The sequence below is a fragment of the Reyranella soli genome (assembly GCF_007992495.1).
Lineage (GTDB): Bacteria > Pseudomonadota > Alphaproteobacteria > Reyranellales > Reyranellaceae > Reyranella > Reyranella soli.
On sequence record NZ_BKAJ01000136.1, the window covers coordinates 1 to 20,706 of the forward strand.

At 58.8% G+C, this 20,706-nt stretch carries 16 protein-coding genes; 10 read left to right on the forward strand and 6 right to left on the reverse strand.

Translation table 11 applies throughout. The features are described 5' to 3' along the window. The 6 genes from RSO01_RS48535 to RSO01_RS33920 all read left to right on the forward strand — a co-directional run. A partial coding sequence (locus RSO01_RS48535) for a hypothetical protein (RefSeq protein WP_218037543.1) occupies window positions 1-396 on the forward strand: 396 nt, incomplete at its 5' end. A 368-nt stretch (window positions 397-764) separates the two neighbouring features. After that, window positions 765-1,004: a helix-turn-helix domain-containing protein gene (locus RSO01_RS48340; protein ID WP_174825974.1), complete on the forward strand. Its 240-nt coding sequence runs from the start codon at window positions 765-767 to the stop codon at window positions 1,002-1,004. Window positions 1,005-1,021: 17 nt separating this feature from the next. Continuing rightward, window positions 1,022-2,701 carry a DNA primase family protein gene (locus RSO01_RS33905; protein WP_147155021.1) on the forward strand — a complete coding sequence of 560 codons (1,680 nt, stop codon included), beginning with the start codon at window positions 1,022-1,024 and terminating at the stop codon, window positions 2,699-2,701. After that, entirely contained in the window at window positions 2,628-3,401 is a 774-nt protein-coding gene (locus RSO01_RS33910) for a DUF5906 domain-containing protein (RefSeq protein WP_147155022.1), read from the forward strand. Before RSO01_RS33905 ends, RSO01_RS33910 begins: the two co-directional genes overlap by 74 nt. A gap of 425 nt (window positions 3,402-3,826) precedes the next feature. After that, window positions 3,827-4,336: a DUF5681 domain-containing protein gene (locus tag RSO01_RS33915; RefSeq protein ID WP_246158999.1), complete on the forward strand. Its 510-nt coding sequence runs from the start codon at window positions 3,827-3,829 to the stop codon at window positions 4,334-4,336. A 663-nt stretch (window positions 4,337-4,999) separates the two neighbouring features. After that, window positions 5,000-5,929 carry a competence protein CoiA gene (locus RSO01_RS33920; RefSeq protein WP_147155024.1) on the forward strand — a complete coding sequence of 310 codons (930 nt, stop codon included), beginning with the start codon at window positions 5,000-5,002 and terminating at the stop codon, window positions 5,927-5,929. A gap of 53 nt (window positions 5,930-5,982) precedes the next feature. On the opposite strand, the gene RSO01_RS47750 is transcribed toward RSO01_RS33920, so the two are convergent. Both RSO01_RS47750 and RSO01_RS33925 read right to left on the reverse strand, forming a co-directional pair. Next, on the reverse strand, window positions 5,983-6,159 hold the full coding sequence (locus RSO01_RS47750) for a hypothetical protein (protein WP_170303557.1): 177 nt from the start codon (window positions 6,157-6,159) through the stop codon (window positions 5,983-5,985). 43 nt (window positions 6,160-6,202) lie between these two features. Beyond that, window positions 6,203-7,138: an AAA family ATPase gene (locus tag RSO01_RS33925; protein ID WP_281291565.1), complete on the reverse strand. Its 936-nt coding sequence runs from the start codon at window positions 7,136-7,138 to the stop codon at window positions 6,203-6,205. Between the two features lie 184 nt (window positions 7,139-7,322). Here RSO01_RS33925 and RSO01_RS33930 point away from each other — a divergent pair, with 184 nt between their 5' ends. Next, complete coding sequence (locus tag RSO01_RS33930) at window positions 7,323-7,865, forward strand: hypothetical protein (RefSeq protein WP_170303558.1); 543 nt, start codon at window positions 7,323-7,325, stop codon at window positions 7,863-7,865. Window positions 7,866-7,912: 47 nt separating this feature from the next. On the opposite strand, the gene RSO01_RS33935 is transcribed toward RSO01_RS33930, so the two are convergent. The 3 genes from RSO01_RS33935 to RSO01_RS33945 all read right to left on the reverse strand — a co-directional run bounded on the left by RSO01_RS33935 (window position 7,913) and on the right by RSO01_RS33945 (window position 13,714). Further along, window positions 7,913-8,887 (reverse strand): hypothetical protein, encoded by a 975-nt coding sequence (locus RSO01_RS33935; protein ID WP_147155026.1) that lies wholly within the window; start codon window positions 8,885-8,887, stop codon window positions 7,913-7,915. Window positions 8,888-9,452: 565 nt separating this feature from the next. Continuing rightward, complete coding sequence (locus RSO01_RS33940; RefSeq protein WP_147155027.1) at window positions 9,453-10,118, reverse strand: recombinase family protein; 666 nt, start codon at window positions 10,116-10,118, stop codon at window positions 9,453-9,455. Between the two features lie 1,502 nt (window positions 10,119-11,620). Further along, window positions 11,621-13,714, reverse strand: a complete 2,094-nt coding sequence (locus RSO01_RS33945; RefSeq protein ID WP_147155028.1) for a fasciclin domain-containing protein — start codon at window positions 13,712-13,714, stop codon at window positions 11,621-11,623. A 252-nt stretch (window positions 13,715-13,966) separates the two neighbouring features. Between RSO01_RS33945 and RSO01_RS33950 the strand changes: the two genes are divergently transcribed. From RSO01_RS33950 to RSO01_RS33960, 3 genes are all read left to right on the forward strand, one after another. Then, complete coding sequence (locus RSO01_RS33950; RefSeq protein WP_147155029.1) at window positions 13,967-15,247, forward strand: hypothetical protein; 1,281 nt, start codon at window positions 13,967-13,969, stop codon at window positions 15,245-15,247. A 13-nt stretch (window positions 15,248-15,260) separates the two neighbouring features. Continuing rightward, window positions 15,261-16,955 carry a phage tail tip lysozyme gene (locus RSO01_RS33955; RefSeq protein WP_147155030.1) on the forward strand — a complete coding sequence of 565 codons (1,695 nt, stop codon included), beginning with the start codon at window positions 15,261-15,263 and terminating at the stop codon, window positions 16,953-16,955. A 944-nt stretch (window positions 16,956-17,899) separates the two neighbouring features. Beyond that, complete coding sequence (locus RSO01_RS33960; protein WP_147155031.1) at window positions 17,900-18,859, forward strand: alpha/beta fold hydrolase; 960 nt, start codon at window positions 17,900-17,902, stop codon at window positions 18,857-18,859. 1,026 nt (window positions 18,860-19,885) lie between these two features. On the opposite strand, the gene RSO01_RS33970 is transcribed toward RSO01_RS33960, so the two are convergent. After that, a complete protein-coding gene (locus RSO01_RS33970) occupies window positions 19,886-20,497 on the reverse strand; it encodes a hypothetical protein (RefSeq protein WP_147155032.1) in 612 nt (203 codons plus the stop codon). Window positions 20,498-20,706: the final 209 nt, after the last annotated feature.

The window sequence follows — 20,706 nt, forward strand, 5'->3', positions numbered from 1 at the left end:
GGTGATCTCGACAAGGTTGAACATGCTCTAAATCTGCTCGGGTGGAAGATTGCGAATTGTCGGTGCTTCACGAAAGATGCCAAACTTTTCATTGCCGCGACCCGCAAAACTCGTGTCAGCGGTGCTGCCGAAACGGCAGCAATAGGATGGCTAGCGGACGCAGTTAAAAGAAACTATGGCAAGCCACATTACGGCAGGGTCGCCACTCTTGCTTCGTGTGTGCTTGCAACCAAGAAGGAAGTTTCTCTCGATCGTGTTCGCGCGGCTCTAGTTGGAACGAAAAACGGCCGGCTTTGGAATCGAAGAGGTAGAAGACCAGTCGGGCCATTAAAGTTTGCCCTGAGGACCGGTCCATTCGGTCCTCAAGAAAACGTAGAACGTGCCCTAGATGTTTAGTCCCGGCATTTGCTGGAGCGGGTTGAGGGTGAATCGTTCTGGCTCTTTGCAGATGTACTCGTAGCGTGAGCCCCTTGAGGGTCTTGATGCGAACTATCGGCGGTACTGGCAGAGCGGACCAGCGCCTCCCTCCCGATCTGCCGGGCGCATCATCGCCGACGTTTGGGCGGTCGGGTTCATGCGCGGCCGCAACATGCTCGTCCAGCAACGGGCCGATGTGCTGGGTCTACCAGGACGGGATACGTGCAGCGCTTCGCACACGAGAAAGTGGTCCATTCGGCCCTAAAAAAAGCACCTGAACGGGCCATAGAGGTTTCCACCGCCCGCTGTAGCGTGGCTTCGCCTGAATACGCACGGAGGCAGAAGTCATGAAATCGCAAGGTGTAACCATGAGCGCGGTACTACCCATAAAGGAGGCCAGCAAGAACATCGGTGTAGGGCACACCAAGATGTATGAGTTGATCCGGGAAGGCAAGCTCGACGCGCGAAAACAAGGCAGCAGAACCGTCATCACTGTTGAAAGCATTGGGCTCCACATCGCGTCACTGCCGCGTCTCCAACTTAGCGCCAACTTAAGCAGACCTCAGCGCAGAAAGAACGGGGCGTAGGCGTGGCCGCGCCCTTAATGGCCGACCGCGAGCAGATTGCGCGCTTCGTTCGCAGGATCTTCAAACACGCCGCTCCTGGAACCTTCGTCTCGCTGCGGGCCTTCCAGCAAGTGAAAGGCGCCCCACCCGCAAAAATCATCGCAATTGGGCTCAATGGCGAGAACAGTATTTCGAACCTTATTGCCGAGGCGACGAGGCTGGCAGATGAGATGGCGAAACTCGCAGGTGGCCGCGTTTTTGCACCGCCACTTTGTACGCTGACAAATGCGAAGCAGGCGCGAGAGGCAGACGCCGCCCAAGGCCTAGTGCTGACCGTAGACGCCGATCAGCGCCCGAAAGCAGCTCGCGGGATACTGGAAGCATTGCTTGGCCCCGCCACGATCGTCGTAGCGACCGGTGGGGTATGGCAAGACCCAGAGACAGGCACAACCGAGGACAAATTGCATTTGCATTGGGTGCTTCTCTCTCCTACGCGAGACCCAACGGCGCATAAGATTTTGAAAGACGCTAGGCGTAATGCAGCGCGGCTTGTGGGTGGCGATGCAACCGCTGTGCCGCTAGTGCATCCGTTCAGATGGCCTGGCTCGTTACACACGAAGAACCCGGCCAACCCAAGGATGGCCACCATAATCAGCGAAACGAACAACGAAGTCGATCTTGGGGAGGTCGCCGCAAAGTTGGTCAGGGCGGTCGGGTCGCTACCTCTTGGCGCAGTGGAAGAGACGGAATACAACGAGGCGTCGGCGCTTGCGGATATATCAGCGGGAACGCACTACCACAGGCCGACGCTCTACCTTCTTGGTCTATGGGCTCGCGTGCGCATGCCATTGGATGAAGCTTTGGCACGGCTCCGCTTGGCGTTCGAAAGTACCCCAGCCGACATGAGGCAAAAGCGAGGTGGCGACTGGCAGGTTAGTTTCGAAGACCTGGAACGCCAGGCCAAGGGCATCTATGCCAAGGAGGCAGCAAAGCGGAAAGAAGTCATTCTGAATCCCCGCGCGCCCCTCGAGATCGCGCAGCTATTCGCTACTCGGCCTGGTGCAATTCAGCTCCGGCATTACCTCGGCAGCTTCTACGAGTGGCGGGGCACGCACTACGAGGAAAGCCACGACAGCGACATCGAGGCGGAGATCTACGCCTTTCTAGAGAACGCTAAGCGGGATCGGAGGCAGTGTGTCGAGCCGTTCAACCCCGAACGGGCAGATGTCGAAAAAGTGCTACACGCATTGCAGTCTCACGTCCATCTCCGGTCGCGCCTCGTGCCGCCAGTATGGGTATCCGATGCATGCGCGAGCGAGCCGCTTGTCGCGTGCGCAAACGGGCTGCTGCGGCTCTCGGACGAAGCGCTGTTGCCACATTCCGCTGACTATTTTAACACGTCGTCAGTCGACTTTGCCTACGACCCTGCAGCGGAGCCACCCTCCGTTTTTCTGAACTTTCTCGAAGACTTATGGGGAAGCGATCAAGAGTCGATCGAGACGTTGCAGGAGATGTTTGGCTACATCCTTAGTGGCGAGCAGCAGCATCAAAAAATGTTTCTACTCGTCGGGCCGCCGAGGTCGGGCAAGGGAACTATTGGGCGCATACTGACAAACCTTGTCGGAAAAGGGGGGGCACGTCGGGTTGACCCTGGCGAGCCTTTCGAGAAACTTTGGTCTCGCACCGCTTATCAACAAGAAGCTGGTCGTCGTTCCTGACGCGCGGCTGAGCGGGAAATCGCACGAAATAGTCGAAAGGCTACTTGCGATCTCCGGCGGGGACGACCTAACTATTGACCGCAAATACAAGCCCGCGTGGACAGGGCGACTGCCGGGCCGGTTCGTTTTCCTGACCAATGAGGTGCCAGAGCTCGCGGACACCAGCGGTGCGATCGCCTCACGGTTTATCACTCTACAATTCAACGAAAGCTTCATCGGCCGCGAGGACCTCGCACTTTACGACAAGCTGCAGAAAGAAATGCCAGCCATACTTAATTGGGCCATTGTCGGGTGGAAGCGCTTGAAGAAGCGTGGCTTTTTTGTCCAACCGAAGGGCGCTACGGCAAGCGCGGGGCTTCTCGAGGCGCTTGCAAGTCCGATAAAGGCATTCCTCAAGGATTGCTGCACACTTGGTGCCGGACTTGAGGTCAGGACCAAAGCGCTCTTCGCCGAATGGTGCTTGTGGTGCTCAGAAAACGGGCGTGAGCGTCCGGGCAATGAAGCGGCGTTCGGGCGCGATCTCCGTGCCGCACAACCCGGGATACAAACTACCCAGCATCGAAGCGATGGAACGCGCGAACGCTATTACACCGGGGTGTGTTTGAATTCGTGGCGGGGGGCAAGCCGGGCGGGGCCAGACGACGCTGCTGCTCCGATCGACCAGGACGTGCCAGAGGAATTTTGGCGTCATTGGGATTGAGGCACTGCGGTGCCTTAGGTTTGATTCTTGAGCCACGGTCTGAGCTTGGTCGTAGTGTGGTAGGCGGGCTCATGATTGCGTTGTGATGACGGCGGGCGATGGAGGGCCGCGCGAATCTAGCGGGTAGATTGCGGCACGATAACGAGTGCGCATCACTAAGGGCTTTTCTCTGAGCCCTCTTTCACGGACGGCAGCGCGCGCCAAGCGGGCGCCCCACATGCATAGGCGGTGGCACGGGGATGGGTACTTTCGCCCCTACTAATTCCCCTTCTGAACGAATATAGGGAACAGGGTAGAGTTCTACTTGTGCCACCCTGTGCCAGGAGCCGCTCAGGTTGCGCCTAAAGTATCCGCGAGGGGCATGGCGAACGGTGGCGGAAACCTGTTCTTCAAAGAAGGGCAAAAGCCGCAGATTAAGTGGAACTGTGAATGTTACCCTTATACTATTCCAAATTGACACCACGCTTGAGGAGAGTGCTTTGAGCCCCGCGCCGCCTGAAAATGTAGGGCGAGAACAGGCTAAGGGTTGTTGGCAACCCGGCCGCAGTGGCAATCCCCGTGGAAAACCTAAGGGGGCACGCAATCATGCCACCCGAGCAGCAGAAGCCTTGCTTGAAGGTGAAGCCAATGCACTGACGAGGAAAGCCATTGATTCAGCGTTAGCTGGCGACGTCATGGCGCTGCGGCTTTGCATGGAACGTATCCTTCCCGCCCGGAAGAGTCGACTAGTCAATTTCGAGCTGCCGGCGGTGAAGAGTGCAACAGACCTTCCAGCAGCTTTGGCCGCCCTCATAGAAGCCATTGCGCAGGGCAATCTATCTCCTGATGAAGCTACCCCAATTGCTGCTTTGCTGGATGCTCAGCGTCGGGCAATCGAGACGACGGAACTCGAGAAACGAATTGCGGCTTTGGAGGCCGGCCGTGCGCTCTCTTGAACTCCGCATTGCGCAAATAGAGTCTAAGAATGGAAACGCGTTGCCGTGGCATACGCCATTGGCCAATTGGACCGCTCCACAGTTGGATGCAGTCGGACAACCTGATGTTCTTCGTTCATTGAGCATTGGACAACTCGATTGGCTTATCGAGAACTTGTCCTCTTTCGTGTCGATGCACCGCGAAGGCCCGCCAGGCCTCCCTAATAAGGAGCCAGAACAGGGCATTGCTGCTTCTTGATGGACTGGCGCAGACGAGGTCGCAGGTCGATAACGGCGAGAGCAATGGCTTTCGGTGGATGTGCAGAAGAGAGTGGGAAGCACAAAACGCTGCTAAGCTACTGATAACACGTTCGTCCAAAATTTCACTTTGGAGAGTTGCCCCAATAACTGCCCCCAGCGAACGGGCCGCACCCCAGAGCCTCAGCGCGGCCTATAAGGACGTGGACCTGCGGGTGCTCAGGCGTCGCAGACGGTGCCGCCTTCGCCGTCGCCTGCGACGAAACCTCGGCCGCCTAAATGGATCAAGCCGCAGCTCACGCGCCTCAGCTCATGAGCCCAAGCCGATCACCGTCGAAGAGCTGAAGACGGTCGGCTACGGCCACGGCTCGACTCTGCCGCCACTGCGCCAGGGCGCGGATTTGTGGCTATTGAAAAGGAACTCAGATGAAATTCGCTTTCGTTGGAGCAGAACGTCGGGAAGCCCAGCCGGACCTCGTGGCCAAATGCCCTGACCCCGATTGTGGCGCTGTAGTGTTCGCAAGGTGCGGGGAGCACAATGTTTGGCATTGGGCGCACAAGGGAGCCCGCAACTGCGGCGACCATTGGGGAGAACCTGAAACACCATGGCATCGGGGTTGGAAGAACGAATTCCCCGAAAGCTGGCAGGAGGTACACCACAAGGCGGCCGATGGTGAGAGACACGTCGCTGACGTGAAGACCGAGCTTGGCTATATTGAGTTTCAGCACTCACCCTTGACGCCAGACGAGCGTCGGTCACGGGAAGACTTCTATCCAAATCTGGTCTGGGTCGTTGACGGGCGAAGGCGTGCGCAAGACAGGGCGCAGTTCTTTGCGTCCATTGACGGTCGCATCAGCGATTCGCCGCCGATATTTCCTATCTTGCCGAACAAGTGCGCGCTTCTGCGGGACTGGTTGGTCAGCGGTGTACCAGTGTATTTCGATTTTGGGGACAGTGAACCGGGCGACACGTGGCGTTTTAAGGAGCCTCTTCTGTGGCTACTCACTCCCTGTCGCCCGAACGGCAAGCCGTATCTAGTGTCGGTGCGGAAAACTTGGTTCTTGCGTGTTCACAATGAAGGGCGGCCTGCCGAAGGGCTCTACACGAAGAAAGTTGAGCGTGTTGTGGCCGACTATTTGTCGCGGCAAGCGGCCGCTGATTCGCGGCGGCAAGCGCAAGCAGCCGCTGATTCGCGGCGGCAACGGCGAGCGGCCGCTGCGGACCAACCGCTGAAAGGTTGGGAGCGATACCTGCCCAAGAAGGCGAAAGCGGCCGCTGCGGACCGATCGCTTGCGGATTTCGATTTCGAGCGATACCTGACTAACAGGCAACGACGGGCACAGGGTCGCTTCTAGCACGACACCGCTGAACGGCATTACGCGCCGGTCTTCGGCAACAGCCATCATCGTCACGGCTCGACCCTGCCGCCGCTGCTGTAATCGTCAGCGCCGGGCCCGGCTGCTCTTCGTCGGGCGGCATCAGGTGCGGCAGCATGCTCGGGATTCTTCCCGACCGTCACCTTAGTCAGCCAGCTGCGCGTGTCGATCGGCGCGCTCGGCACCGCGCTCAACGAGGTGGCACGCATGACTCGATAGACAGCGGGTGCACCTCGTCGAACTGAATAGCGATCAGGGTAATGTTACAGCGGATTGCCGCTGGCGGAGATCGTCTGCCCATGCCGAAAGAGCATCAATCTCGGCCACCAGCGCCTCCGGCCTTGGCGGCGGACGATTCAACACGGCAGCGGCGCTGTGCAGCAACTGGGAGCAACGGCCGAAACCGTCCCGCATAGCCCTGCAATCTGCAACGGTGATCGCAGTCAGTTTGACCAAGTCTCGCGTTTTCACTTCGTTGGACAGACGGCGGATGACGTGCCCCACGACCTCCTCAACCGCAATTTCCCACGTGTCGCGGAGTGTTCCGCTGATGGACTTGACGGTCTTACGCCATTCATCCTCGTTACCCTGCTCGAAATGATAGCGTTCGTTTGCAAGCTGATTGGTCAAGCTCGCAGCGATGTCCCTAACCCGACGCGCCTTGAATGGCGGCTCACTGCGGGCAAAGCCAGCCTTGTCGGTGCCCCGGGCAACGGAACTGATCGCAAGTTGCGGCCTGGACTGGGCGCTATCCGCCGCGCGGTTCAACTCGAACAGAAACGCAAGTTCATGGGTGAACACGATCACCTGACGGTGGGCGGCCTCGGCAACGAGCCGTTTCGCGACGGCCTCCCGATGCATGTGGTCGAGCGAAGAAACAGGATTGTCAAAGACAATGCTGGATTTGTTGTCGGTGGTGGCGAGTTCAGCCATGAACGCAGCGAGGGCGACGCAACGATGTTCGCCTTCGCTCAAGACCTGCCTGACCGTGGCATTCGGTTTTCGCGTGAGCGCGACTTTGAAACGGGGGGGTAGACTTCGCCCTGATCGCGGCTGGGCTCGCTCAAGTGCCCAGGCTCCAGTGGAACTGCCGGGCTGTCCCCCTTGCAGATAGCCACTAGATCGTCGATGTCGGTCGGCTCCAAGGTCGCCTGCAACACAAGTCGGCGTAGTGCGTCGCGCTGCCAAGCCGGGTTATCGGCGGACCACGAAAGGATGTTCGCCAGTGCTTCTCCCACGGTCGTCATTCAGCGGTGCCCCCAAATGTTTTCGGCAGCCGCTTCGAGACCATCGTCGTCGGTGTTTGTCATGTGCGCCCCGGCTGTGAAAGGCGATGATAAGTCCGGGTTGACGGGCTATACAACTCCCGCGATTGTCGGATGAGAAAGAACACCTGCCGAGGCACATGCTAAGGCGTCGCCAGCAATATCGACTGCTTCAAACAGCATTTGTCTTCGCCCTGATCGGAATCGCGTTCTTCGGAGCGTATCTGGGCAGCCGCCACTTAGAGGCGGTGGAGGCTCACGGCTCTCCAAAGAGCCATCCGCCTCCGTTCTCGGTCGCGTGGTTCATGGAAGACCCGGTTGCCTTCGCGCCCTTCGCCTTGGCAGGTTTTACCGCGCTTCTCTTTTGGTCGACTGCGCGGCTTGCCACAGAGTACCGCGAAGCCAGTGCAGCGGCGCTCGACGCCTCGATGCAACACACGGCCACGCTCATCAAGACAGAACGGCCGTACGTGACGGGAGGCGGAGGATTCGACACGCTGCCGAATGGCCAAAAGGTCTTCCTCGTGGATGTGGCAAACTATGGGAAAACTCCGGCGCTGCTCAAACACTTCGATGTGCAGTTCGAGACGTTCAAGCGGGTGAAGTACGGGCCGCCCATCGATATCGTCGATCAGTACAGGGCATGCTGACAGCGGCGTTCACTACACACGCAGCTACTTCGCTTTCAGCACACAAGTCAGCGAGATCGCCCAATCGGTTCACCGTCGGCATCAAAGAGTGCGCTCTTGCGGGGGCCGGGTCGGTCATCCTGTCTTCTCTGGTGGTCCAATTCGTCTCGCCTAAATTGATCTCTTGACGTCTGACGCGAAGACCAAACCGTGAGGGCAACGGCAACACAGCTGAAGAATCCTGTAACGAGCGCCGCCGCAACAACCTCCCAACGAACTCGACTTTCCGTCTCCTTGTTCACGCGATCGATGTGCGTAAGCAGTATTGTTATCATTTGTCGATCAAGTTGCTGCTGCTGTTCCAACTTGGCTTGCGCAAGCCTTACTTGTTCCAAACCTTGTTCTGCTTCGGAACGCACTTCCTTAACACGCTGCACGTCGTGGGTGGCTTCGGATAAGACTTGCTGCAGCACCAAAACCTGTTGCTTGGCTTCAGTCTCATCGAGCAATAGAGGTGATGTGGGATCCTTCGCGCGCAGCAGCCTGTAATACAAAGCCTCACGTTCTTCTGGAGGGAGGTCAAAAAACGGCTCTAAGAAGTCTTCCTGCTGGGCCACTGACATAGCAACCCATTCATCTGGTACCAATAACGGGCGTAGTCGGCGTGCGAGTTCGACAGGACCTATTTGGAGGCGTCGGACGTCTTCTAGGCTTTGCAACATAGTACGAATTTCTAGCTTCTGTTGCTGCACTTTGGGCCAATCTTGGAGCTCGTCTATCCTGATCTGTATATTTGTAGCCTGTTTAGTCACCTGCGCTTCTTGCGCATTCGACATGCTCACCGCTCTATTGAGGGTGGTTTCGAGTTGCGCGACGGCGTTTTTGAGCGTTGGGTCATTGGCTGATGCTCTTGCTCGCGGCAACTGAAGATCGCTCTCGCTAATCCGCGATTCGCTCTTGAGTCGGTGAAGCTCAAAAATGACAAATGCTACCGCGACGATCAGCGGCGAAGCGATTAAAAGCGATTGCCAAAAGCGTCTCATGCTCGCCCGCAACTCCGCAGAAAGACCCTCAACCAAACACACGAGACTAGCTGGTGCTCGGCTGCCTTGTCGACGGCGTCAGACGCGGTCGAGCCGTCGGTGCACTCATATTGGCGGTCGGCGTAGTACAAGCCTTTGAAATGCCTCTGGCCAACAAATGCTTTAAGGGCCCCCAGGAGTTCTTCCCTCTAAGCCGGAGGCCCAAAGATCTCCGGCAACCCCTCATGAAAAGTCCGATCGATGTCGCGCCTTATCTCGGCCTTCAGTTCGTCAACAGACAATGATGCCGGGGTCGTAGAAGTATTCGCCCTCGCCTTTTCCGCTTCTATCTCCCGCTCGACGCCCGCGCTTGACGCCGTCATCCATTGGTCAAAGCTCCTGTCGTTAGCCTCGAAGCCAGCCGGGGTTGCTCACAAGCAGCCTCGAAGGAGGCTCGGTTGGACATGATGGCGGTGACACGTTCGCCTTCCCCAACGCGGCATTCGAAGGCTCGCGCCTCGGCGTGGGATCGGCGCATGCCAGTTAGCTACTTTGAACGCCCTCGCTCGGTTGAACGCGCATCAGACTATGCCGCCGCTAGCAGTCTAGATACCTGCACGGGTTGCCATTCACTGCGCCCCGCTGGGGTCTTAACGCCCCGTGCCGCGAGCACCCGTGCGATCCCCGCTAGCGTCCCAACTCCGCTGCCCTGTACCTCTCGAATGACCGCAAGGGTCGTGGCGTTCGCCTTCGCGGCATAGGCTGACCGGGCGGCACGCGCCTTTGCCACCGTCTTGGCTGCGACAGGGCTGCCAAGCTTCCGGCCTCGCGCCTTAGCGGCCTGCAGAGCCGCCTTCGTGCGCTCGCTGATCCGGCGGGCTTCATCCTCGGCCACTGCTGCGAGAATGTGGAGCGTGAGCCGGCTTGCAAACGGCTGGTCGCAGGCCACGAACTCAACGCCGGCGTCCATTAGGTTTGCGATGAAGGCCACGTTGCGCGCCAGCCGGTCTAGCTTCGCAATCAACAGGGTCGCCTTGGCCTTCCGGGCCTCGCACAGCGCCTTCGCCAGTTCGGGGCGATCAGAACGCTTACCGGTCTCGACTTCGATGTACGACGCCACGATGGCCCCGCCATGTTGGCGCGCAAACGCCTCAACGGCCGCTCGCTGGGCTTCCAAGCCAAGGCCACTCTCGCCCTGCCGGACGGTGCTTACCCGGAGATAGGCCACAAAGGCAGTTGGCTTCTTGGTCATCGTTGGATTTTTACATTCTGAAATGGACATTTCAGAATGTAATATTTGTGTGATGACCCGTCAAATCCCTAGCTTCTTTTATCCATCATTCCACAAGCGCGCTGCACTGCGGAGTGCTAACCGACGCTAGGGCTGCTCCGTCATTTTGAATTCGCGATACAGGTTAGCCCATTCGCGTTCCATAAGGCCTTAGGCGTAGACCGCCTCCCAAATCCGTAAGTCCTTCGATGCCTCGACACGCAAACGCCCATCCAGGATGCTGCGTCGACCGATCGCGAGTGACAACGGGCGGTTCAAAAATGCCAACTTTCGGATCGCTGTGTGACTCAACCTCTTCCGGCAGGCGTCACGAGCCGCAGCGGCTGAACATCGGCGATGGCGAGCTTGATCGCGACACCTTCAAAGGCGGCCCTGACCGATGGGATGATATCTTTCGCGCCATTAGGCTAGTCCGTTCTTGCGGTGTGAAGGCGATCGCGCAAGGTGCGGGGAAGGGGTAACTTACCTTGCCGACGTTCTCACCAACGACACACTCGACGACAAAGAGCTTATCGAGCTTCGCGACGAGGGCCTGCTGAAGACCGTGGCCAGCAGCCTATCGCCTGTATCCGATTGATCGTAAACTTAGCTCCTTAACAACTTGGAGTATGAAAGATGAAATATGGTGACGTGAAAGAAGTCTTAAAGATAGCGGGCAAAAGGGTCGTTGAAGTACATGTTTTGGGTGCTCAGCGAGCTTTCGTAGGCAAGGTCTCAATGATGCAGTCTCAGGAGGGAGTCACGAGGGAGGTTATCCTGGTAGAAGGTGAGACGTCCGCGTTCATCAGCATCGAGCACATCGTCGCAATCGGCGGGACTAAATAGCAACTCTTCGGCCACTACTCGACAAGTCAGGTGGCAGCGTCGGTGTTCCCTAGCTGAGAGAAAGGGGCATGTCGAGCTCCTCGTTTTGAGCCTGCCGGGCACCGCGATTCGACAAAGGTCATCGCACACTGGCAGCCTTCAGCTGATGCAGCTGCGCTACCTGATTGACGCGGGCTGGTCGATCGTATGCCAAGTGAAAGCCGCTCCCGCTACGGCTGAACATCACCATCCGCCCGGAAAAGCGATGATCTACGGTCTGTACTCAATTGGTTGTGGCGCGTGGTAGCTTGGCGTGATTCAAGCTCCTGAATCTGGGAGCAGTCCTCGAGCGTGACATGAGGATAGGGATGGCAGACAATCGCCGCAGGAACGCGCTCCTCTTTGAACCACTGCGGATGGTCGATGGTGCTAGTACGGCCTACCATCGGGTTCAGATCACCATAGCTGCTGCGCTTACCGATGCCTCCTCTCGATAGGCTGATCCGTGCATCTGGTCACCCGCTTAAATAGAAAGCCGCAGATGAAAGTGCGAACAATTCTGGACACCACCTCGAGCGGTGCCGGTCCAATTCTTCCAACTTCGGTCTGTGGCAGAGACAGGACTCCTGCACACCTAGCTGCGAATCGCCAGGCCGCGACTACTGCGGAGGCAGCTTGGCTTTAGTCACATGGATGACACCGTTCTCCCATGTGAGGTCGGGCTTCGTGACTTCGGTTTCGCCTACCTTGAGGGTCTGGTTCTCGACCGTGACGGCGAATGATTTGCCGTCGTCCATTACCAGGTTGGGCGTCGCTTTGGCGCCGCTGGCGAGCAGTTTCTTCTGTGCATGATGATGGCGGAACCAGGTCTCGAAGGTCGGCTTCCGGGCGTCCAGCATGTCGGCCCACCACTGCAGCGTTGTGTCGCTCAGCGCCTCATCGGAAGGCACGACGAAGGTGAACTCGCTTTCGGCGAGCAGACGTAATCCTAGCCCGCGTTTGGCAACCAGCGAGGCGACGAGCGTGGCGCCCGCATCCTGCAGCAGGCGGGCAAGCTCTAGGTCTTCGGTCTTTGGTCCGTCGGTATCGTCAGGCTTGTCGCCGCCGAAGATCTGCGAGCCGACTCGGCGCACCCGCCCAAACGCTTCATCGTACAGCAACCCCGACACGAAGCCGAGCAGGCCGATGAAAGCCGCGGACAATGTCGAGGGCCCATTGCGCACATCGCTAGTTAGCAGAAGGCCGGCACTACCCACCAGGTAGATGGCGAACGCTGCCAGCGCGCCGAGGAACGGAGCTATGATGATTTCGCCCCAAGCGGGATCCTTAAGGCGATCCCACCAACCCACTGTCGACAGGCGCAGGATGTTGAGCGTTAGCGCGCCCAACGCACCGATCAACAGGGTGACGAACAGCGTCTGCGCCGCCGGCCCCTGCTCGAAATAGCGCAGCAACAGCCGATTGTAAAACCTGGAGGGATCCTCCCACAGGCTTTGCCAAATGGGCGTTTCGCGCCACTTCCTTTCATCTTCCTGAACGGCGGTGACGGCCTTGCGGTAGTTGCCGACCGCGTCGCACTTCAGGGCCTGCTGCGAGTCGGCGAGGGCGTGGTCGTTCGCATCCAGCACATCGTCCATCGCCGACTCGATGTTCTGGCGGGGGACGAGCGCTCTGGTCCAGGCGTCATATCGCGCGAGCACCTCGGCGCCCGGTTGGATGCGCTTTTTGGCCTCCTCGATCCGCTCGTCCAATTTCGTGAGGCTCCTTTCCAGCGCCTTGATCCCCCCGCCCACCTGGTCGAACCGGGGCTTGGAGGGTTTGTCCCCGTTGAGCAGTTCCAGATGTTCCCTGGCGGCTGCCTCATAAGCCGCCTTCTTCTCCTTCCACTGAGTTCTTAGCGATTCGACGACTTGGGAGTTCGCAGCCTCAACCAAACTGCCCGGCATTGCCAGGTTCTGATCAGCATCGTCGACGTTGAACGCCGCCCCGTTTCCGCCTGTGAGCTTGGCGATGATCTCCGGTCGCAGGACATCTTTGGCTTTCTCTTTCAGGAAGTCCGAAAGAATTTTTTTCTGCGCGCTCATGTCCCGCGCAGCGGCGTCAAGAGCCCCCTTACTGCCATCGAGCGCCCGATAAGCGGCTAGCGCGGCGTTGTACTTGTCGGCAGCTTTGTCATAGGCCGCCTTCTTATTCGCCCACTCATCCCGCAGCGGTTGGGCTCCTTCGGGCTTCACCCCGTCGGCCAAGTTGCCAGGCGTGGCTAGATCCTGCTCGGTGACTTCGACGTTCAACTTCTCTCCAATTTGCGCCGTCAGCCTGAGGACGACGTCCGCCCTCAGAACCTTCGGGCCCTTCTCCTTCAGGACGGTCGACAACCCTGCTTTCGCGGCGCGCACGTCGTTCTCGGCGTCGCGCAGCGTTGCGCGATGGCCATCAAGCATTCGATACAACGCAATGATGTCGCGCTCGACGCAACGCATCTCGAACACCAGGGCGACGACGGCTTCGCGATCACGCCTCTGGGAAACCACCATGCTTTCGAGGCTCCCGGCACTCTTTGCCTGCAGCTCGGCATCGATGGATCGTCGCGCGATGAAGTGCGAGTAGCAGTCGAAGGTCACTCTCAGGGTGCCGGCGACGACGAACAGCAACACTGCGTACTTGAAGAAGCGGCGCAAACTCTTTTGGGCGGAGGCGATTTTTCGGCCGCCATTCGTGGCAGTTGCATCGGTCGGGCCAGTCGTATCAGTCATCCGAGTTACCCCAAAAGAAAAACCCTGGCCACGGTCGCCATACCGCGCCTCCCACGCGAGAGTGAGGCGAGAGGGGGCCGGTTGAATGTGGCAAGTGCCACACGCGCTTTTAGCCACCGCGCGAGAATAAAGAAATAACGGATTGCGGCTGGTAAAAATAAAGTCCACGTGATTGTTCCGTGAGAGGACAATCGCGTTTTAGTTGCGGGTACTAACGATCGCCTATACACTTAATGGAAATCGGGGGATGCAATGAGATTTGCGACAATTGCAGCGCTTTTGTGCGCGGGCGCCGTCGGCGGTTGCGGCAGCTCGGCTCAATTGATCGGTGTGCCGCCCTCACTGCAGCAGTCAAATCTCCTGGCGGAGGACGATCTACAGGAGCGGATGGTCACGGCGCTGATCAGGAAAGCTAATCTTTCCCTGCCAGAATTGAAATCCAATCCGGCGCGTTGGAAAGACGTCGCCGATGCCGGTTTGTTGGAGGTCGACATCCAGTGCGACCGTTACCTGGCCGCGCTCTTTACCTTCGAACGCGAGCAACGAGCAGGTCGGCAGATCCTGACAGCGGCCGGCGCCGGTACGGCGGCATTCCTCGGCCTGACCGGTGCGGCCGGGGCCACGGTCGCCATCGTTGCCGCCGCTTTTGGGCTGGCCGCAAACGTCTTCGACGCCGGGGCTGGGTCGGTGTTGTTTACCGTCAGCCCGGCCGCTGTCCGCGCGGTCGCGGTGCGCGGCCGGCAGGCCTTCCTCGCGGGTATCGATCGGAAGCAGATCACTTCGCGACCGCTCATGATGATCGCTGTGCAGGGCTACCTGGCGCAGTGCACGCCCGCCGCCATCGAGGCCAACATCGACAATGCGGCGACGGGCGCGCCGTCGGTATCGAACATAGACACGGCGCTGAAGGCCGCGGCGCTGGCCGCCCCCTCTGCGTCGATCCTGCAGAATCCGACGATTTTCATAACAGCGCCTGTTGCGGGTCCAGCGAAACCTGCCGATGTGAAGACGCCCGACAAACCTGGCAACGTCACGGCAGCCGAGTCGGAGTTCATACGAACGAAGGCCGACGCACGGAGAGTGCAGACCGCCCTGGGCACCACAGCGGATGGCGATCTCGGCCCAGCCGGCGCCACGCCCCCAGGCGAAACTCGTTTGGCTATCTCGGAATACAACACGGGTCTGCTGCGCCGCGACAAGGCAACCGGTGTGGGGCGCGATGTCATGGATGGAAAGGAAGCGATCTATACTAACCTGGCAGCCAGCGGCGCGCTGGCGACAGGCGGCTTCAAGTCACCGTTCGAACGCGCCCTAATGGGCAATCGGCTGGACTGTGTCTCGGTCCGGCCAGCCATCCGATCCGTACACGGGCCCGTGCCTTCGCCGGATGCTTCCGATGAGGAGTGCGTGAAGATTCTGCGGGAGGCAATTGTCAAGAGGCGCGGGGACCCTTCCATGCCCAAACCCATGGGCCCGGCCGACGCTCTAGATTCGGCGCTCTTCGACAAGGGCCCGCCGTCGCGGTTTCAGTGAAGGGATGGCCGTCATGACAATCTTCATCGTCAAACAGCAGACTGACGTATTCAAAAGTACGGACGAGCTTGTGCCTGTTGGCGACAAGCTCAAGCCTGGCGATCTATTCCGCGGAGCCCTGTCAGCGACAGACTTCGAGCTGGTCGACAAACTGGACGAGCCGAAAGGCGTCGTCAGACTGGACCACGTGATGCGGGGGCCTGCCACGCTGCCATCTATCACCACGGACGTAGGCAGAACGCTGTTCTGCTGGGCAGCAACAATCCACGCGCGGAAGACGAAGGCGGACCGGAACTTTCTTGTGTCGGTCGCCTACTATCTGTCGGACAAGCTCGGCAAATTCGCCAACGATCAAAGGATCGGACCTTTTCGCTACAATCTCACGGAATGGCTCGCGGCAGTCGAGGCCAATAAGGAGTCTGGTGTCCAACCGGAGGGCCTGTTCGATCCGGCATGGCAGGTGACGATGGCGGCGATCCGAACTGGCAATGCGATGAAGAAGTTTGCCGATGACCACAACAAACGGTCGCCGCTCCCGGTGGAACTCTTCTTCTACGAGCGCCTCGGTGAGGAGGCGCTGACGCTTCTGAAGCTTGAACCGGCGGAGCCATGCTCAAAAGCTTTCGCCGTTGCGCCGCCCGCCGGCAGTTACGGCGCGGAGATCAAGGACCGCAAGAGCGGTGACGTGATCAAGGAGGTGACGGACGGCTTGAAGGCCGGCTTTGTCGCCTCGCGCGCGGATATCGCGCAGCTGGAGCCGAACTTGCGCTTCTTCAACGACGAGGATTTTGCCCCATGGCTCACCGTGGCGCGGGTAATGACTAGCGACAATCTCGCAATTCAGGCGACCACACTTGCAGGGACCTTCATGACTTTCCCGCAGGCGTTGGGCCCCGCCGACCGGCGCTCAGCGGCGTTCGTCGCCTTTTGCCTCGTCGAATGTGGCGTCGCCGAAGCCAAGCATAGTGTGCCTGAGAACAACAAAGCTGGATTGCCCGATACCTGGAAGGTCTGGTCTGCGGCGGCGGAGACTCCCGAGCGTCCAGGCACCATCGTCGTCACCAAGCCCGTTGATGGCAAGGCGAGCGTCGGCATCCTCGCCGAGACGCCGAAGGACACGGACACTGACTACAAGGTCTATTTTTGCAGCGACGAAGGCACGGTCAGCGTGGATGTGAAGCCCATCGCGAAGGACAAGATCGAGACGCTACGCTGGCTTGACCTCACCGGCACTGCTGCTGCCGTTGACCCGGCCGCGCTGGCCCTCGCGCCCGCCACGGTTCAAGGGACCATGGAGCTGGCACGGAAGGCGTTCACGAGGCTCCGCAAGGCGGGATGGACCAAGGAACAAGCTTGCGGAATCCTCGCGAATATTCAAGCCGAGAGCAGCTTCGACCACAATAACATCACAGGCGATGGCGGCGATGCCCACGGTCTCTGCCAATGGCATCAGGATCGGCGGAACGATTTCGAGGCCGAGTACAAGCGCCCGTTCGCAGGTTCGAGTTTTGACCAGCAGATCGATTTCATCACTTTTGAAATGGACCACAAGGAAAAGAAAAGGGCAGGGGACCCTCTAAGGCAGGCTAAAACTCCCGCTGACGCCGCAAGAATCGTTTGCACTGAGTATGAGCGGCCAAACGACAAGCCGGGGGAATCAGCAAAGCGCGTACCCTTGGCGGAGGCGTACGCAGCCGTGCTTCTATAACATCGGACTGATCCACGCCGCCGGAACTTTAATGAGTGGACAGATCGATTGGGGCGCCGTTACCACGTCCTGATTGGCAGCAACGGCGGTCAACGGCAATGCCCGATTAGGGTGGGATCGAGAGCAAATCTTTACCAAGGGCACGACCGATGACGGAGAGTTGTGGACCTGTGCTCGCTCGAAGAGAATGGCTTTCACGCAAGTTTACTTGCGCAAAACTCCCGGTAGCCGACGAGCAGCTGATGCAGCTTGAGGTTGGCTCGCCGACTGGGTCGCCTGATGCAGCGTAACGGCTATCAGTATCCTCTTCAACAACGGCGGGATTTTTTGCGGTCGCCCCGATCATCATTGCTACGAGCTGTCCCTGCAACTAAAGCACATCGAATGCCGCAAGATCAGCGTGGAGCGACGACAGTCGAGCGGCATTGTCGACCGTTTTCGAGCGTCGATGCGGAAGTGTTGGGCATCTTTAACACCATACTAACAACACTCAAAAGAAGAGCTTTCCAGCGCACTCGACATTCACTATTTCATTCAAAGTTGATCAGACCATTGATCGCTGCTGGCCGGTTCTCAATTTCCGCTCTCTCATGATCCTCCTTCCATACTGAGGCTCTTGTTCGACCCGGTTGAGCGAGCCTCGATCCGGGGCTGTCCACCGGCTTCACCGACCTGAGCTCGGCTGGTCGTCCAACAGAACGTCCGGTCGAGTGAGTTAGGAGAAGTTCTCCATTTTGATTTGCATCGTGGCTGCTGCGTTTACATACTGTCGACCGGCAGCATCGGTATCGATTGGTTGCACCCTAAACCATTACAGCACCTTACCGACGCGGCGGATGACGTTGGAAACCTAATCCCATTGAAACGCGGTGCGCCGGTGGCGGTCTGTGTCTCCGAGATTAACCCGAGCTCAATTCGAATTGCCTAACTCGTGGAGAAGTGCGATGGCCTCGACGGTCTATTTTGCGACGAACAGGGTTATCGTCGGCCCGAAGGACAAGCCGGGCAGCTACACCTCCAGTATGGTGCCCTCCGCCAACCCGGCCGAGGTGATATACGGTACAGCGTTCGTCGGCAGCGCCGATTTCGAAGAAGACAAGCCGGGGAATATTACATCGCTGCATGACTTCAGCGATGGGATGTTTAACGACCCCGTGAACGAGGATCTCTCAAAGGGTGGTCGCAACATCTTGGTCTTCATTCATGGTTTCGCTAATACTTTCGGCGACGCCATTGCGCGCGCCGCCTTCAATCGGGAGTGGTTTGCGAATCACGGGATATCCGGCACCGATACTGCGGTGATCGCCTTCAGCTGGCCATCTCGTGGCCAGGTTGTTTCACTGCCTTTGCCCTGGGATGCGTACCGACACGACCAAGAGGCCGCCACGAATTCCGGCATGCATCTGCTGAGGTTCCTCTCTAACCTGCTGCCGATGCTGGAGAAGGCCCGGGAGAACGGCCGACGCACGTTCCTCCTGGCGCACAGCATGGGGAACCTCGCGCTTCAGGGAGCTGTCGGGACTTGGTTCGCCCAGGGCAATGGCGAAGCGACGATGTTCGACGAGGTCATCCTTGCAGCCCCGGACGTGAAGCACACGGCCTTCGGTAATGGCGCCTCGGATCATCTGCACGACCTACACCGTCTCGCACAGCGCATCTCTGTCCTCTACAGCCGGGCGGACAAGGTGCTCGACGACCTAAGCGAGATCGTTAACGGTGGCCCCCGCCTCGGACAGCGCGGCCCCTATGGCATGGGCGATCTCGTGCAGTTCCCGGCGAAGAGATATCAGATGGTCGATTGCACTGGCTTCAATGATTACAAGATCACCTTCCAGGGATCGCATCAGTACTACCGCATCTCGAGGGGTGTTCGTGCCACGATCGCGGCTCTGATGACGGCGTAGCCTTAACTGAAGGCCTCACACTTTCGAGATAACCGACCGTCATGAACGCCCCTCAACTTGGTCGGTACGCAAGTGACCGTGTTGGCTTCCAATGCCGCCACGGAAAGCAATAGGACCACGTTGCAGCGTGGCGACGAAGGTACCGGGCAGTGCGGCTCCCGATGCTTGCCCCGCCGCATCGAGACCGAACCCGCGCGTCGCCATCCAACCAGAGCCGGGCAGGTGGCACAGAGGGTCTCGGCCGGTCAACCCGCAATCCCATTAGAGCATCGAGAGGCTGAAAAGGCGGTTGCGATTCCACGCGGGATGTTCCGGGGGGAAAAGTGAGCTTGATCAGGGTCTCGTACCATGCCGGCGCCGGCTGCGATTGCGCGCACTCTTCGGGTGCCAGTTTCCCTGGTGAACGAAGTCCTGAGTACTGCGCCTAAGACGAGACCATAGGTGGATCTGAGTTGTCTGTTCCTCGCTCAGCACCGAGCTGTACACAGTCATCCTTCGGAATGGCCGGTCAGTTGAACCCTTCTGTGCAGCGGTTTCCTAAGCCGGAGGTCGGAGGTTCGAATTCTCTCGGGGACGCCATTTACGCCTAAGCCCTTGAAGTCGCTGAAACAGCGAAACAGTTTCCACTTGTGCCGCTACGAAAACGCTACGGATGGGCGGGCCGGCAATGTGGGTGAAGATGCAGTACGTGACGACGCACGGCGACGGCCGATTGCTGTTCAAGCGCGATATTCCGCCGGAATTGCGGGCCGTCGCAGGCCGGACAACGTGGCAGCGTTCGCTTCGGTCCCGTGCATGGAACGCTACGGTCGCCAACCTGTACACACTCATTTAGGGCACACACATTACTGGATGCCGCAACGCCGGAATCGACGTGAGTGTTTTCTCGCGTTGGACAGGACACAAACTGACCGGGGTCCTACGGCGGCATGTCGCTGGAGGCCATGACGCGAGAGATCGGCAAGGTAACTTTCGAAGGCGTTGAGCTTCCGAAGTGGCGTGAACCTACTACGACTAAGTGCGAGGTCAGGCGAGGACCGGCTCCGCTTCACATCCACCACAAAAGCCCTTCCGGAACAGGTTGTCATCGGCTTCTCGAATCTCTGATTTGATCCTCTCTTCCGCAATTTGCGACGCATAGATCAGAGGCAGGTCTTTGCGTGAGATTTCCTCGATCCGGACTCGTTCGCCGGTGCGCTTCCCGACGGGAGTTGTTCGGATGTTTGCCTGATGGAAGACCATAAGGACTCGGGTGTGATCGGCCCCAGACTGCTTTTCCAACATGAGGCGGTGAGACTCGATCTTCTCTACGGCCCTTTGAGCGTCCTTGGACTTGAACTTGAAAACTGCGCGGACCTTCCGCTTGCCGTCTTCGAACGCAGCCGCCTCGATCACCGCGCTTCCATTCGGGTCGTTGGCGATAGCCGTGATCTGCTTGGCGAAATCATTGAGGGCACTCCGGTTGACGGTCTTAGAACGGCCGGACCCCTTCAGGTAGATGCCGAGCATTTCGCCGTACTTCTTGACGAACTCAACGACCATATCGATTCGCTTGAGTTCGTCCGGGACTGAGTGCCACGTCGCCAGCACCCACGGAACTAGGTCTGCGACAATGGACCCCTTGGTGACCTGCCTCACTTAGATGGTGGCGTCCTCCCCGACCTCGGGGAATCTAGACTGAACAAATTTTCGGTACTGACTGCCGAGCGCCGTATAGATCGCGGCGAAGTCGTCCACGTCGATTGGTTGGCTCGTCTTGATCTTGACGACGATATGGGGAGGCGCGGGAGGCACTACAGCCGATCATACCTCGCGTCCCGAGCGCGGGCGAGTGAACGGACCGAAAA